A 15,249-nucleotide genomic window follows, 5' to 3' on the forward strand; every position below is an offset into this window, starting at 1 on the left:
AAGGCGCCGGAGTGTCCCCATAGCGGAGCTATTAGGACATTTCGGCAACGCGGCGAGCGGCCGTGCCAGACGTTCCGAGCCCAGGGGGAGTTGGACAACAGCTTCTCAGTAGCTGGGGAGGCGGCGGGGGCCGAGGTCGTCGCGGGCGGGTGGCGGGGCCAGGCGTACGGTCGCGCCGAGCACCGACAGGCCGTGCGGGGCGACGACCACGGGTTCCAGGGCGACCGCGACCACCTCGGGGTGGTCGTCGACCAGGCGCGAGACGCGCAGCAGCAGCTCTTCGAGCGCGGCGGTATCCACGGGGTCGGAGCCGCGCCAGCCGAAGAGGAGCGGGGCGGTCCGGATCGACCGGATCAGTTCGGCGGCGTCCCGGTCGGTGGCGGGAACCAGCCGGTGCGCGGTGTCCCCGAGCAGCTCCGACGCGGCCCCGGCCAGCCCGAAGGACAGCACGGCGCCGGCAGCCGCGTCGATGGACGCGCGTACGACGGTGTCGACGCCTCGGGGGGCCATGGCCTGGACCACGGGCTGGAGTTCCTCCGGCTTGCCGAGAACGCCGGTCAGTTCCCCGTAGGCCCGGCGCAGTTGCTGCTCGCCGCCGAGATCGAGCCGTACGCCGCCGAGATCGGGGCGGTGGCGCAGGTGCGGGGCGGTCGTCTTGAGCGCGACGGGATACCCGAGCCGCCCGGCGGCAGCGACGGCGGCGTCAGGGCCGGGCGCGGGCAGGGTGGGGTGCACGTCGATGCCGTACCGCGCGAGGAGCGTACGGGCGGCTTCGCCGGTCAGGGGCGCGCCGCGGGGGTCGGTGTGCTCCCCGAGCAGGTCGCGGATCTGGGCGGCGGCGCCGCTCTCGTCGATGTCGTCGTACTCGGGCACCCTCCCGGGCTCGGCGGCCTGCCGCCGCCACTGGGCGTACTTCACGGCCTCGGCGAGCGCACGGACGGCGCGCTCGGCGGCGGGATAGGCAGGAATCCGCCGCCCGGCGGCCACGTCGGGCCCCGGGGGCGTTTCCGGAGCTGGGGTCGCTTCCGGAGCTGGGGCCGCTTCCGGCCCGTCGAGGGGGTCCCTCCCGTGTCCTTCAGGCCTTGGGCGAGTTTGCGGACCGGGGTCCGCGGTCCCCGCCCCAGGAACGGGCCGCCGCGTCCCCGGACGGGCCGTACTCGTCGCCGCGGCCAGCGCATCCGCCAGCGCGCCCATCTCCACATGCACCACCGCCACCGGCTTCGCCGGCCCCGCCCCGGCCGCCGCCCGCAGCGCCCCCGCCAGCACCTCACCGTCGCCGGACTCCATCGCACCGTTCTCCCCGACCCAGGGGATCGCCGTGACCACGACCGCGTCGCACGAACCGTCCGCCAGCGCCTGAGCCAGCGCCGCGCGGAAATCGGCGGGTGTGGCCCCCGTCGTCAGGTCACGCGGCGGCAGCGGCCGCAGCCCTTCCGCCAGGCACGCGTCGTACGTCAGCAGCCCGAGCGACTCGGAGTTGCCCAGGATCGCGACCCGCGGCCCGGCCGGCAACGGCTGCCCGGCGAGCAGCAGCCCCGCGTCGACCAGCTCGGTGACCGTGTCGACCCGGATCACCCCGGCCTGCCGCAGCAGTGCCGAAACCGTCGCATCCGGGATGCGCGTGACCGGCACCGCGTGCCCCGGCGGCGCGCTCCCGCTGTGCCGCGCGCCCTTCACCACGACGACAGGCTTCGCCACGGCCGTGCGCCGGGCAAGGCGGGTGAACTTGCGCGGGTTGCCGATGGACTCCAGGTAGAGCAGGACGACATCGGTGTCCGGATCCTCGTACCCGTACTGGAGGAAGTCGTTTCCGGACACGTCCGCCCGGTTGCCGGACGAGATGAACGAGGACAGACCCGCCCCCCGCCGGTAGAGGCCGGACAGCAGGGCGATGCCGATCGCGCCCGACTGGGTGAACAGGCCGATGCGCCCGCGCGCGGGCGGCTCCGGCGCGAGCGAGGCGTTGAGCCGTACCGCCGCGGAGGTGTTGATGACCCCGAAGGCGTTCGGGCCGATGATGCGCATGCCGTACGACCGCGCCTGGCACACCAGTTCACGCTGGCGCGCCCGCCCCTGCGCGCCGCTCTCGGCGTATCCGGCGGACAGGACGACCAGTCCCTGGACCCCGCTCTCACCGCAGTCGGCGACAGCCTCCGGCACCCGGTCGGCGGGCACGGCCAGCACCGCGAGGTCGACGGGCGAACCGATCCCGGCGACGGAGCGGTGCGCGGGCACGCCGTCGAGCGCGTCGACGTCCTCGGGGAAGGCTCGGTTCACGGCGTACGTACGCCCGGTGAATCCCGCGGCGAGCAGGTTGCGCAGAACCGTCCGGCCCACCCCGCCCTCCGCGCGCCCCGCCCCGACGACCACGACGGAGCCGGGCGCGAGGAGGCGCTGCACGGAGCGGGACTCGGCGCGTTGCTCACGGGCGCGCTGCACGGCGACGGAGCGGTCGGTCGGTTCCAGGTCGAATTCGAGGTGGACCACGCCGTCCTCGAAGCTGCGCTTCTGGGTGTAGCCGGCGTCCGTGAACACCTTGATCATTTTGTTGTTGGCGGGCAGCACCTCCGCCACGAAGCGCCGGATCCCGCGCTCGCGGGCGACCGCCCCGATGTGTTCGAGGAGGGCGGAGGCCACGCCACGGCCCTGGTGGGCGTCCTGGACGAGGAAGGCGACCTCGGCGAGGTCGGCGCCCGGTCCGGACGCGGGGCGCCCGTCCGCGTTGATCCGGTCGAAGCGGACGGTGGCGATGAACTCCCCGCCGACCGTCGCCGCGAGGCCCACCCGGTCCACGTAGTCGTGGTGGGTGAACCGGCGCACGTCCCTGTCGGAGAGGCGGGGGTACGGCGCGAAGAAGCGGTAGTACTTCGACTCGTCCGACACCTGCTCGTAGAAGCTGATCAGGCGCTGCGCGTCGTCGACGGTGATGGGGCGGATCCGCGCCGTGCCCCCGTCGCGCAGCACGACGTCTGCTTCCCAGTGAGCCGGGTACGCGTGGTTCCCGTGCCCATCGACCGCTGCCTGCTCCATCGGGGGCTGCATGACGGAAGCCTACGGGTCGCGGGCGCGGTGCGGGCGGGGCAGGCTGAGGATGGCCGGTGGGCGCCCCGGGCGCGGGAGGCAGGGTCGGGGCTGCCGTGACGACATGAGAGAATGGTCTAGACAACCGTAAGCATATGAAGGGCAACACCATGGTTGAGCGCCGTGTCACCGTCGGCTGGGCCGAGGGCCTGCACGCCCGGCCCGCCTCCATCTTCGTTCGCGCGGCGACCGCCTCTGGCGTCCCGGTGACGATCGCCAAGGCCGACAGCAAGCCGGTGAACGCCGCTTCCATGCTCGCGGTGCTCAGCCTGGGCGCGCAGGGTGGCGAAGAGATCGTGCTCGCCTCCGAGGAAGCCGGCTCCGACGCCGCCCTCGACCGTCTGGCGAAGCTGGTCTCCGAGGGGCTCGACGAGCTTCCCGAGACCGTCTGACGACTCCGGCGACACCTTCCCGTACTCGCGAAGAACCGCGGCGCCCGAAAGAAATCGGGCGCCGCGGTTATTTGTTGATGAGGCCGACATTCGGGCGGCAGAATGCGGGCAGCGGAATTCTGGTGGCGGAATTCTGGCAGCAAGAAGCAGCCCCGCCGATTCACCTTCTTTGTATACGGCCCGGCTGTTAATAAAGGCCACCCATGGTGTTTACGGGATGTTGCGAAGTCCTCACCTGAGCGCGCTGCCGGCCGGACCCGCGCAACCGGTGTGCCACCACAGCCCGTTCGACGTGCAGCGCCGTCAGCGACCGGGCCCGCTCGGCGTCACCGCGCGCCACGGCATCGACGATCGCACCGTGTTCGGCCCAGGACTTGGCCGGGCGGGCCGGCTGTTCCACGGCGTACATCCAGGCGATCTTGTGCCTGAGCTGGGTGAGCAGCGTCGTGAGGCCCGGGCTGCCGGACGCCTGGGCCAGCGTCTCGTGGAACCAGCCGCCGAGGGACCGCAGGTCCTCGCCCTCGCCCCGGCGGGCCCGGTCCTGACCGAGCCTGACCAGGCCGCGGAGCACCTTGAGGTGTGCCTCGGTACGGCGCTGGGCGGCGCGGGCCGCGCCCAGCGGCTCCAGCAGCGCACGGATCTCCAGCAGGTCGGCTGCCTCCCGCTCGGTCGGCTCGGCCACGCAGGCGCCCGCGTGTCGGCGGGTGGTGACGAACCCCTCGGACTCCAGCGTGCGCAGGGCCTCGCGCACGGGGACGCGCGAGACACCGTACCGACGCGCCAGCAGTTCCTCGGTGAGCCTGCTTCCGCGCTCGAAGACACCGGAGACGATGTCGTCACGGATCGCCGTGCACACCGATTGCGCGGGAATACGCATGACCGAACCTCCGCACTGATCCCCGCGAAACGCGGTCGATCGAAGCCTGTGCGGTGACTCTATTGCAAGGGTGCCGAAATTCCGACGGCGTGCGGGAATTCCCGGTCGGCTTCCGGACACGCCGAAAGACCCCGGCTCGATCCACATCCGGAGAGAGGAGAGCCGGGGCCTTCGTGGCAGAGGTGCTGCCGATGCGTCAGACGTTCACGCCGTGGCCGCGCAGGTAGGCCGTGGGGTCCAGGTCGGAGCCGTACTCGGCGGAGGTGCGGGCCTCGAAGTGCAGATGCGGTCCGGTGGAGTTGCCGGTCGAGCCCGAGAGGCCAATCTGCTGGCCACTGGTGACGGCCTGGCCGACGGAGACACCGATGGACGACAGGTGGCCGTACTGCGTGTAGGTGCCGTCGTTCATCTTGATGACGACGTTGTTGCCGTACGCCCCTCCCCAGCCGGCCTCGACGACGGTGCCCGCGCCCACGGAGACGACGGAACTCCCCGAGGCGGCGCGGAAGTCGACGCCGGAGTGGCTGCCGGATGACCAGAGCGAGCCGCCGGACTTGTAGCCGGTGGTCACCGCCGAGCCGGCCACCGGGAGGGTGTAGCCGCCCAGGCGCTCGCGCTCGGCGGCGCGGGCCGCGCGCTCATCCGCGGCACGCTCCTCGCGCTCCTCGCGCTCCTCGCGCTCCTTCTTCGCCTGCGCAGCGGCCTTCGCCTCGGCCTTGCGCTTCGCTTCCACCTTGCGCTTCGCTTCCACCTTGCGCTTCGCCTCGGCCTTGCGCTCGGCCTCCGCCTTGTCGGCGGCCTGCTGCTGGGCCGCGGCCTGGGCGCCTATCTGGTCGGCGAGGGAGTCGCCGATGACGATGGCCTGGGTCAGTCCGGTGTCCTCGACCGAGTGCGCCGCCTCGGCGCTGACGTCGGTGGGGGTGGCGAGAGCAGGCGCGGCGAGGCCGCCGATGACGCCGGTCGTGGTGAGGGCCGCGACACCCGCGATGTTCGCGCTCGTGCGCGTCAGGCGGCTGGGACGACGGTGCTTCCCGGTGGCACGGGTGAACGCCATGAAGTGGCTGATCCTTTCCTTCCTTCTCGCCTACCGGGTTAGCTGACGGGTTCGGAGCAGGAAGGTCTCCTACGGACCCCCTGCGTAGTACGTACGCACGCAGGACGTCCGATTCACCCCAGGGACTGCACGGGTCCCCGGCTCCCCAGGCTCGCGCCTGACGGGGACTCGGCGATGGCTGCCCGGTGCCGCGGATACGGCTCACTGCTGACGGACAGCCGGACAGACGCTAAACGGATCATCTTTCAATCACCAAATAGACACGAGGCTTTGTAACGCACCCCACAGGTCAGACGGGCAGCCTCCACAACAAAGGGGACATACGGGAAGGACCCCGGCGACCCGATGGGCCCCGGGGTCCTCCTTTCTCCCGCTTTGCGGGATGTGTGCAGCCTGACCGGCCGGTCGGCCAGTCAGCCGGTGACCACCGTCACGTCGCCGATACCGAGCGCCCTGACGGGCTCCTCGATCTGCGACGCGTCCCCGACGAGGACCGCGACCAGGTGGTCCTCGGGGAAGGCGCTGACGACCGCCGCGGTGGCCTCCACGGTGCCCGTGTCGGCGAGGCGGGCGTACAGCTGGGCCTGGAAGTCGTCGGGCAGGTGCTGCTCGACCTGGTCGGCGAGCGTGCCGGCGACGGCGGCAGCCGTCTCGTACTTGAGCGGCGCCACCCCCACCAGGTTCTGCACGGCGACATCGCGCTCGGCGTCCGTGAGGCCGCCGGCTGCCAGAGTGCGCAGAACCGTCCACAGGTCTTCGAGGGCCGGTCCGGTCGACTCGGTGTCGACCGAGCCGCTGATCGCGAGCATCGCGGCGCCTGCCGCCCCCTCTGGGGAGGAAGGGGAGGTGGAGCGCAGCACCTGGCCGAAGGCGCGCACGCCGTAGGTATAGCCCTTCTCCTCGCGCAGGACCCGGTCCAGGCGGGAGGTGAGCGTGCCGCCCAGGCAGTACGTGCCGAGCACCTGGGCCGGCCAGACACGGTCGTGCCGGTCCGGGCCGACCCGGCCGATGAGCAGCTGCGTCTGCACCGCGCCGGGACGGTCCACGATGACCACACGGCCAGAGTCGTCGGCCGTCACGGGAGGTACGGGACGCGCCTCGGCCGTGTCGCCCTTCCAGGCACCCAGGGTGTCGGCCAGGACGGCGTCCAGGTCGGTGCCCTCAAGGTCGCCGACGACCACGGCGGTGGCGGTCGCGGGGCGCACGTGCGCCGCGTAGAAGCCCTTCACGGCCGCGGAGTCGATACGAGCCACCGTCTCCTCGGTGCCCTGGCGCGGCCGCGACATGCGCGAGGTGGCCGGGAAGAGCTCCTTGGAGAGCTGCTTGGCAGCCCGCCGGGACGGGTTGGCCGTCTCGTGCGGGATCTCGTCGAGGCGGTTGTGCACCAGCCGGTCGACCTCGCCGTCGGCGAAGGCGGGGGCGCGCAGGGCGTCGGCGAGCAGCCCGAGCGCCTTGGGCAGCCGGGAGACGGGGACCTCCAGGGAGACCCGCACGCCCGGATGGTCGGCGTACGCGTCGAGGGTGGCGCCGCAGCGCTCCAGTTCAGCGGCGAACTCCTCGGCGGAGTGCTTGTCGGTGCCCTCGGAGAAGGCCCGCGACATGATGGTGGCGACGCCGTCGAGGCCTTCGGGCTCGGCCTCCAGGGGCGCGGCGAGGAAGATCTCGACGGCCACCACCTGCTGGCCGGGGCGGTGACAGCGCAGCACGGTCAGGCCGTTGGGCAGCGAGCCGCGCTCGGGGGCCGGGAAGGCCCACGGCGTCGGGGTGCCGGCCTGCGGCTGCGGGTGGAACGTCATGCTCACGGCTGCGGTGTCGGTCACTTGTCCGCCCCTTCCTGCGGGCCGGCCTGGGCGGCGGCCGCTACGGTGTCGTCGTCGGCGCCGGCCTCTTCGGCATCGGCGGGCGTGGGCTCGTACACCAGGACCGCCCTGTTGTCGGGGCGGAGCCGGGCCTTCGCGGCCGCCTGGACCTCGTCGGCCGTGATGTCGAGGACCCGCTGGACGGCGGTCAGGGCCAGCTGCGGGTCGCCGAACAGGACGGCGTACCGGCAGAGTTCGTCGGCGCGGCCCGCGACCGTGCCGAGCCGGTCGAGCCACTCGCGCTCCAACTGGGCCTGCGCGCGCTCCATCTCCTCGGGCGTGGGGCCTTCGGCGGCGAAGCGGGCCAGCTCCTCGTCGACGGCGCGCTCGATGTCGGGCACCTCCACGCCGGCGGAGGTCTTGACGTCCAGCCAGCCGAGCGAGGGCGCGCCCGCCAGGCGCAGCAGGCCGAAGCCGGCGGCGACGGCCGACCGGTCGCGGCGGACCAGGCGGTTGTGCAGCCGGGACGACTCGCCGCCGCCGAGGACGGTGAGCGCCAGGTCGGCGGCGTCGGCCTCGCGGGTGCCGTCGTGCGGCAGCCGGTAGGCGGCCATCAGCGCGCGGGCCGGGACCTCTTCGCGGATCTCCTCGCGCAGCTCCGCGCCGATGATGTCCGGCAGGGAGCCGTCGCGCGGCGGCTGCTTGCCGTCGTGGGAGGGGATGGAGCCGAAGTACTTCTCGATCCAGGCGAGCGTCTGCTCGGAGTCGATGTCGCCGACGACCGAGAGCACCGCGTTGTTCGGCGCGTAGTACGTACGGAAGAAGGCGCGGGCGTCTTCGAGGGTCGCGGCATCCAGGTCGGCCATCGAGCCGATCGGCGTGTGGTGGTACGGGTGGCCCTCGGGGTAGGAGAGGGCGGTCAGCTTCTCGAACGCCGTGCCGTACGGCACGTTGTCGTACCGCTGGCGGCGCTCGTTCTTGACGACGTCGCGCTGGTTCTCCATGGACTCTTCGTCGAGCGCGGAGAGCAGCGAGCCCATCCGGTCGGCTTCCAGCCACAGGGCCAGCTCCACCTGGTGGGTGGGCATCGTCTCGAAGTAGTTGGTGCGCTCGAAGCTGGTCGTGCCGTTGAGCGAACCGCCCGCACCCTGCACCAGCTCGAAGTGGCCGTTGCCCTTGACCTGTCCTGAGCCCTGGAACATCAGGTGCTCGAAAAGGTGAGCAAGGCCGGTACGGCCCTTGACCTCGTGGCGCGAACCGACGTCGTACCAGAGGCAGACCGCGGCGACCGGGGTCAGGTGGTCCTCGGAGAGCACCACGCGCAGGCCGTTGGCCAGCCGGTGCTCTGTCGCTGTCAGGCCGCCGGAACCGGCCTGCGCTGTGGCCGTGTGACCCATGGGCATGTACGTCCCTTCGATCGCGATGTGGAGAAGTCCTGCCACTGTATGCAAGCGCACTGACACCTGGCGAAGTTCCCGGCCGGTGTACGCCCTCGGGGAACGCCCGAGGCGGGCGCTACGGACGGGTCGAGGTCGGCGTTGTCAGTGGCCCGGTCCACAATGGTCGGCGTCACACCCGGATCCCGCCCCACCCACTCACCCCACAGACCGCACCCCAGACCGCACCCCAGACCCCTCAGACTCGCCCCACAGAATGCCGAAGGAGCCGCAGCCGCGATGGCCCGCCGCAGCACGAAGACCCCGCCGCCGGACGATGCGTTCGAGGAGAAGATCCTCGATGTCGACGTCGTCGACGAAATGCAGGGCTCCTTCCTCGAGTACGCGTACTCGGTGATCTACTCGCGAGCGCTGCCCGACGCCCGCGACGGCATGAAGCCGGTGCACCGCCGCATCGTGTACCAGATGAACGAGATGGGGCTGCGCCCCGACCGCGGCTATGTGAAGTGCGCCCGGGTCGTCGGTGAGGTGATGGGCAAGCTCCACCCGCACGGCGACGCGTCGATCTACGACGCCCTGGTGCGCATGGCACAGCCCTTCTCGATGCGGCTGCCGCTGGTCGACGGGCACGGCAACTTCGGCTCGCTGGGCAACGACGATCCGCCGGCCGCCATGCGGTACACGGAATGCCGGATGGCCGACGCCACGTCGCTGATGACCGAGTCGATCGACGAGGACACGGTCGACTTCTCACCGAACTACGACGGCCAGGAACGGGAGCCGGTCGCGCTTCCGGCGGCGTACCCGAATCTGCTCGTCAACGGCGCGTCCGGGATCGCCGTCGGCATGGCCACGAACATGCCGCCGCACAACCTGGGCGAGGTCGTCGCCGCCGCCCGCCACCTGATCAAGCACCCCGGCGCGGACCTGGAGACGCTGATGCGTTTCGTACCCGGGCCCGACCTGCCGACCGGCGGCCGGATCGTCGGACTGGCCGGCATCAAGGACGCGTACGAGAACGGCCGCGGCACCTTCAAGATCCGCTCCACGGCGACGGTGGAGAACGTGACGGCGCGCCGCAAGGGCCTGGTCGTCACTGAACTGCCCTTCAGCGTCGGCCCGGAGAAGGTGATCGCGAAGATCAAGGATCTGGTCTCCTCGAAGAAGCTCCAGGGCATCGCGGACGTCAAGGACCTCACGGACCGCATGCACGGCCTGCGGCTGGTCATCGAGATCAAGAACGGCTTCGTACCCGAGGCCGTCCTGGAGCAGCTCTACAAGCTCACGCCGATGGAGGAGACCTTCGGCATCAACAACGTGGCGCTGGTGGACGGCCAGCCGCTGACGCTCGGTCTCAAGGAGCTGCTGGAGGTTTACCTCGACCACCGTTTCGAGGTCGTGCGCCGTCGCAGCGAGTTCCGCCGCACCAAGCGGCGCGACCGGCTGCACCTGGTCGAGGGCCTGCTCGTCGCGCTGCTCGACATCGACGAGGTCATCCGTCTGATCCGTTCCAGCGACAACTCGGCGCAGGCGAAGGAGCGGCTGATCGGGCACTTCTCGCTGAGCGAGATCCAGACGCAGTACATCCTGGACACCCCGCTGCGCCGGCTCACCAAGTTCGACAAGATCGAGCTGGAGAGCGAGCGCGACCGGCTGACCGGCGAGATCGACGAGCTCACCGGGATCCTGGATTCGGACACGGAGCTGCGCAAGCTGGTCTCGGCCGAACTGGCGGCGGTGGCGAAGAAGTTCGGCACGGACCGGCGCACGGTGCTGCTGGAGTCGGGCAGTTCGCCGCTCGCGGCCGTACCGCTGGAGGTCGCGGACGACCCCTGCCGCGTGCTCCTGTCGTCGACCGGGCTGCTGGCCCGCACGGCGACCGGCGAACCGCTGGCGACGGACGACGCCCGGCGCGCCAAGCACGACGTGATCGTCTCCGCGGTGGCGGCGACGGCGCGTGCGGACGTGGGCGCGGTGACGTCCGCCGGCCGGCTGCTGCGGCTGGCGGTGATCGACCTGCCCCAGCTGCCGGGCACCGCCTCGGCGCCCAACCTCTCGGGCGGGGCGCCGGTCGCGGAGTTCCTGAACCTGGAGGTGGACGAGTCGCTGGTCTGCCTCACCAGCCTCGACGAGTCCTCGCCGGGCCTGGCGCTCGGCACCGAGCAGGGTGTGGTCAAGCGGGTCGTCCCGGACTACCCGGCGAACAAGGACGAGCTGGAGGTCATCACCCTCAAGGACGGCGACCGGATCGTCGGCGGGGCCGAGCTGCGCACCGGCGATGAGGACCTGGTCTTCATCTCGGACGACGCCCAGTTGCTGCGCTATCCGGCGGCGCAGGTCAGGCCGCAGGGCCGGCCGGCCGGCGGCATGGCGGGCATGAAGCTGGCCGACGGCGCGAAGGTGATCTCGTTCTCGGCCGTGGACCCGGCGGCGGACGCCGTGGTCTTCACGGTGGCCGGCGCCGCGGGCACGCTGCTCGGAGACTCGGAGACGTCGGCGAAGCTGACACCGTTCGACCAGTACCCGCGCAAGGGGCGGGCCACGGGCGGCGTGCGCTGCCAGCGGTTCCTCAGAGGTGAGGACATCCTCGTCCTGGCCTGGTCGGGCACGGCCCCGGCGCGGGCGGCCGGCAAGAACGGCGCCCCGGTCGACCTGCCGGAGCCCGACCCCCGCCGCGACGGCTCGGGCACCCCGCTCACCACAGCGGTCTCAGCCCTGGCGGGCCCGGTGTAAGAAGCTGTTGTCCAACTCCCGCTGGGCTCGGGGCGTCTGGCACGGCCGCTCGCGGCGTTGCCGAAATGCCCTAATAGCTCCTTCCCCAAGCTCTCAACTCCGTTCGAGCAGGGGAGACCCCACCTGAGGACACTCGGGCGCCTTGCGATCGACCGCACCAGACGCCCCGAGCTGATCCAGCGGGAGTTGGACAACAGGCTTCTAACGGCAAACCCGCCCCTGCGGGCAGGCTCCCACTCCCGGAGCCCACCCGCAGGCCCCCGCGGCCAAGCGCGCAAGTCCGGCGCCCCATTTCAACCCCCCACTCAAACCCGTCCGGCGCATGAGGACCCGGCCCCGGGGCGGAGCCCCCACTCAGCCCGTCCGGCGTTTGAGGACCGGGGTCCGGGGCGGAGCCCCGGTTCGGGAAGGGGCGGGTAGGGGAACAGCCCCGCAGGGTGCCCGCTAGCCCACCCCCTGCACATACCGCAGCACGCCCCACATCCCACGCTCATCCGCACCCGCACCCCCATCCGCACCACCCCCGCCCCGACACCCCGCCAGCTCCTCCCGCAACGCCCCCGCATCGGTCCCGGACCCGATGAGCACAAGCTGCGTGACCCGCGCCTCATCACGCCCCCAGGGCTCCGGGTGGAACCGCAGGAACCTCCCGACGGCATGCACCCCGTACCGGTTGCGCGCGTCGGCCGCCCCGAAGTCGACGTACCCCTTGATCCGGTAGAGCCCCTCCGGCCTGGTGTCGAGGAAACCCATGAGCCGCCGCGGATCCATCGGCACGTCCGAGGCGAAGGACACGCTCTCGTACGCCGCGTGCAAATGCTCGCCGTCACAGCCACCGCCATGACCACCACACACCGAGCCCTCCGCACTCCGCAGGTCGTCGAACGACAGCTGCCGCGCCTTCTCCTCCCCGTCCGGCCGCACCACGGGGTCGAAGAGCAGCTCGGGATCGATCCGCCCGTACGCCGCCCGCACCAGGGCCGTACTGCCGCTGAGCGTCTTCAGCAGGGCAAGAACCCCCTCCAGCCGCTCCTCCCCCACCCGGTCCGTCTTGTTCAGGACGACGAGGTCGGCGACGGCCAGATGGCGATCGATCTCGGGATGGCGTTCCCGCGTCGCTTCGAACTCGGCCGCGTCGACGACCTCCGCCAGCCCTCCGTAGACGATCCGCTCGTTCTCGCTCGCCAGGATCATCCGAACCAGCTCCTGCGGCTCGGCGAGGCCGCTCGCCTCGATCACGATGACGTCGAGCCGGGCGGCGGGCCTGGTCAGCTTCTCCAGATACTCGTCGAGTTCACTCGCGTCGACGGCGCAGCACAGACACCCGTTCCCGAGCGAGACGGTGGAGTCCCCCAGCTGCCCGGCCACCGCCATGGCGTCGACCTCGATGGCGCCGAAGTCGTTGACGATCGCCCCGATCCGCGTGCCCCTGCTCCGCGTCAGCAGATGGTTGAGCAGGGTGGTCTTACCTGAGCCCAGGAAGCCCGCGAGGATGATGACTGGAATCGGTTGCCTGGCCATGGCCCGATCGTAGGCGGCCCCCGCAGGGACCGGGATTTCGGGATGTCGCTCCCGGCGCCTTACCGTCGGTATCCATGAGCGCCGCACCGACCTCCTCCGGCAGACGCCTTCGCCTGGGCTGGCCCCAGCGCGTCTTCTCGCAGGTCCTCCTGATGCAGTTGGCCATCGCCACCGGGGTCGCCGTACTCGCCACCGGGCTCTTCCTCGCCCCGCTCAGCGCCCAGCTCGACCAGGAGGCGATGCGCCGCGCGCTCGCGATCGCGCAGACCACCGCGGCCCAGCCGCGGCTCGCCAGCGCGCTGAACGAGTCCGGGCCGGCACCGAGCGGCCCCGTACAGGCCGAGGCGGACCGCATCAGACGTTCCACCGGCGCCGAATACGTCGTGATCATGGACGAGCGCGGCATCCGCTGGTCCCACCCCGACGCCCGCCGCATCGGCAGGGTCGTGTCCACCGACCCGAGCGAGGTCCTCGCCGGCCGTGAGGTCATGGAGATCGACGACGGTACGCTCGGCCGCTCCGCCCGCGGCAAGGTCCCGCTCCGCGGGCCGGAAGGGGAGATCACCGGCGCGGTGTCGGTGGGTATCGCGTACGACAGCGTCCGCGCCCGGCTGCTGGCCGCGATCCCCGGGCTGCTGGCCTACGCGGGCGGCGCGCTGGCCGTCGGCGCGGTGGCGGCGTATCTCATCTCCCGCAGACTTCAGCGTCAGACCCATGACCTGGCCTTCTCCGACATCTCGGCGCTGCTGGCCGAACGCGAGGCGATGCTGCACGGCATCCGGGAGGGCGTTGTGGCGCTCGACGCCCAGGGCAGGATCCGGCTGATGAACGACGAGGCCCAGCGGCTGCTCGGCCTCGGCGCCGAGGCGACCGGGCGGGCGCTCGACGAGATGCTGGGCGAGGGCCGTACCGCCGATGTGCTCGCGGGGCGGGTGACCGGCGACGACCTGCTGACGGTGCGCGGGCGGCGGGTGCTCGTCACCAACCGGATGCCGACCGACGACGGCGGCGCCGTGGCCACTCTGCGCGACCGTACCGAGCTGGAGCAGCTGGGGCGCGAGCTGGACTCGACCCGCGGCCTGATCGACGCCCTGCGCGCCCAGGACCACGAGCACGCGAACCGGATGCATACGCTCCTGGGGCTGCTGGAGCTGGGCATGTACGAGGACGCGGTCGCGTTCGTGACGGAGGTCGCGGAGGTGCACCGGGCCACCGCCGAGCAGATCACCGAGAGGATCCACGACCCGCTGCTCGCGGCGCTGCTGGTCGGAAAGGCCACCGTCGCCGCGGAACGCGGGGTCACGCTGCGGCTGGCGGATTCGGCCCTCCTGCCCGACCGTCTGGTGGATCCGCGCGGTCTGGTGACCGTCGTAGGCAACCTCGTCGACAACGCCCTCGATGCCTCGGCCGGGTCCGCCGACGCCCGGATCGAGGTCGAGCTGCGGGCCCAGGGGCGTACGGTCGAGCTACGGGTGAGCGACAGCGGGCCGGGGGTCCCCGCCGACCAGCGCGACGTGATCTTCACGGAGGGGTGGTCGACCAAGGAACTGCCCGCGCACGGCAGGCGCGGCCTGGGGCTCGCGATGGTCCGCAGGCTCGCTGAGCGCCACGGCGGGAGCGCGCGGGTCGGCGAAGGGGCCGGGGGCGGCGCCGAGTTCAGCGTCGTACTGCCGGAAGCCCTGACCGCGGCGGAGCTCGACACAGCGGGAGAGCCTCGATGATCGACGTGCTGGTGGTGGACGACGACGTCCGCGTCGCGGAGATCAACGCCGCCTACGTCGCCAAGGTCGCCGGCTTCCGCGTCGTGGGGGTCGCGCACTGCGCGGCCGAGGCACTGGCCGCGCTGCGGGCCGGCCGCGTCGACCTGGTGCTCCTCGATCACTACCTGCCCGACAGCAACGGGCTCGCCCTCGTGCGGGAGTTGCGCGGGCTGGGCCTCCAGACCGACGTGATCATGGTGACGGCGGCCCGGGACATCGCCACCGTGCAGGCGGCGATGCGCCAGGGCGCGCTCCAGTACCTCGTGAAACCGTTCAACTTCGCCGGACTGCGGACCAAGCTGGAGGCGTACGCCGCACTGCGCGCCACGCTGGACGGGGGCGGGGAGGCGGAACAGGCCGAAGTGGACCGGATCTTCGGAGCGCTGTCGGTGCCCGGCTCCCCCGACCTCCCCAAGGGGCACTCGCCGACCACGGCTGAAGTCGTCCGCCAGGTGCTGCTGGCCGCCGAGGGGCCACTGTCCGCCCAGGAGATCGCCGAGCGGGGCGGCATCAGCCGGCAGACCGCGCAGCGGTATCTGAAACTGCTGGAGCGGACGGGCCGGGTGCGGCTCGGCCTCAGGTACGGCGAGACAGGCCGCCCGGAGCACCGGTACGCGTGGACGGCCCGCCGCTGA

At 71.8% G+C, this 15,249-nt stretch carries 10 protein-coding genes and 1 riboswitch; of the genes, 4 read left to right on the forward strand and 6 right to left on the reverse strand.

Annotated features, from left to right (window positions below; all coding sequences use genetic code 11):
• Nucleotides 1-105: 105 nt before the first annotated feature.
• Entirely contained in the window at nucleotides 106-3,042 is a 2,937-nt protein-coding gene (locus ACU6WZ_RS04840; RefSeq protein WP_447031873.1) for a bifunctional acetate--CoA ligase family protein/GNAT family N-acetyltransferase, read from the reverse strand.
• A gap of 149 nt (nucleotides 3,043-3,191) precedes the next feature.
• On the opposite strand from ACU6WZ_RS04840, the gene ACU6WZ_RS04845 reads away from it, so the two are divergent.
• Entirely contained in the window at nucleotides 3,192-3,473 is a 282-nt protein-coding gene (locus ACU6WZ_RS04845) for an HPr family phosphocarrier protein (protein WP_447033858.1), read from the forward strand.
• 187 nt (nucleotides 3,474-3,660) lie between these two features.
• Here ACU6WZ_RS04845 and ACU6WZ_RS04850 read toward each other — a convergent pair whose 3' ends face one another.
• The 4 genes from ACU6WZ_RS04850 to ACU6WZ_RS04865 all read right to left on the reverse strand — a co-directional run bounded on the left by ACU6WZ_RS04850 (nucleotide 3,661) and on the right by ACU6WZ_RS04865 (nucleotide 8,606).
• The gene (locus ACU6WZ_RS04850; RefSeq protein ID WP_447031874.1) at nucleotides 3,661-4,350 is read right to left on the reverse strand and encodes a GntR family transcriptional regulator; all 690 of its coding nucleotides are present in this window, start codon (nucleotides 4,348-4,350) and stop codon (nucleotides 3,661-3,663) included.
• A 196-nt stretch (nucleotides 4,351-4,546) separates the two neighbouring features.
• The gene (locus ACU6WZ_RS04855) at nucleotides 4,547-5,404 is read right to left on the reverse strand and encodes a M23 family metallopeptidase (protein ID WP_447031876.1); all 858 of its coding nucleotides are present in this window, start codon (nucleotides 5,402-5,404) and stop codon (nucleotides 4,547-4,549) included.
• A gap of 13 nt (nucleotides 5,405-5,417) precedes the next feature.
• A riboswitch (cyclic di-AMP (ydaO/yuaA leader) is annotated at nucleotides 5,418-5,588 on the reverse strand.
• A 229-nt stretch (nucleotides 5,589-5,817) separates the two neighbouring features.
• Nucleotides 5,818-7,200, reverse strand: coding sequence for a M16 family metallopeptidase (locus ACU6WZ_RS04860; RefSeq protein WP_447033859.1), 1,383 nt, complete (start codon nucleotides 7,198-7,200; stop codon nucleotides 5,818-5,820).
• 20 nt (nucleotides 7,201-7,220) lie between these two features.
• On the reverse strand, nucleotides 7,221-8,606 hold the full coding sequence (locus tag ACU6WZ_RS04865) for a M16 family metallopeptidase (protein WP_447033861.1): 1,386 nt from the start codon (nucleotides 8,604-8,606) through the stop codon (nucleotides 7,221-7,223).
• A 273-nt stretch (nucleotides 8,607-8,879) separates the two neighbouring features.
• Between ACU6WZ_RS04865 and ACU6WZ_RS04870 the strand changes: the two genes are divergently transcribed.
• Nucleotides 8,880-11,333 (forward strand): DNA gyrase/topoisomerase IV subunit A, encoded by a 2,454-nt coding sequence (locus tag ACU6WZ_RS04870; RefSeq protein WP_447031877.1) that lies wholly within the window; start codon nucleotides 8,880-8,882, stop codon nucleotides 11,331-11,333.
• A 444-nt stretch (nucleotides 11,334-11,777) separates the two neighbouring features.
• Here the strand turns inward: ACU6WZ_RS04870 and ACU6WZ_RS04875 are convergent, their stop codons facing one another.
• A complete protein-coding gene (locus tag ACU6WZ_RS04875; protein ID WP_447031878.1) occupies nucleotides 11,778-12,854 on the reverse strand; it encodes a CobW family GTP-binding protein in 1,077 nt (358 codons plus the stop codon).
• A gap of 74 nt (nucleotides 12,855-12,928) precedes the next feature.
• Here ACU6WZ_RS04875 and ACU6WZ_RS04880 point away from each other — a divergent pair, with 74 nt between their 5' ends.
• A complete protein-coding gene (locus ACU6WZ_RS04880; RefSeq protein WP_447031880.1) occupies nucleotides 12,929-14,575 on the forward strand; it encodes an ATP-binding protein in 1,647 nt (548 codons plus the stop codon).
• Nucleotides 14,572-15,249: a response regulator gene (locus ACU6WZ_RS04885; RefSeq protein ID WP_447031881.1), complete on the forward strand. Its 678-nt coding sequence runs from the start codon at nucleotides 14,572-14,574 to the stop codon at nucleotides 15,247-15,249. Before ACU6WZ_RS04880 ends, ACU6WZ_RS04885 begins: the two co-directional genes overlap by 4 nt.

This window comes from Streptomyces hypolithicus, from assembly GCF_052934925.1.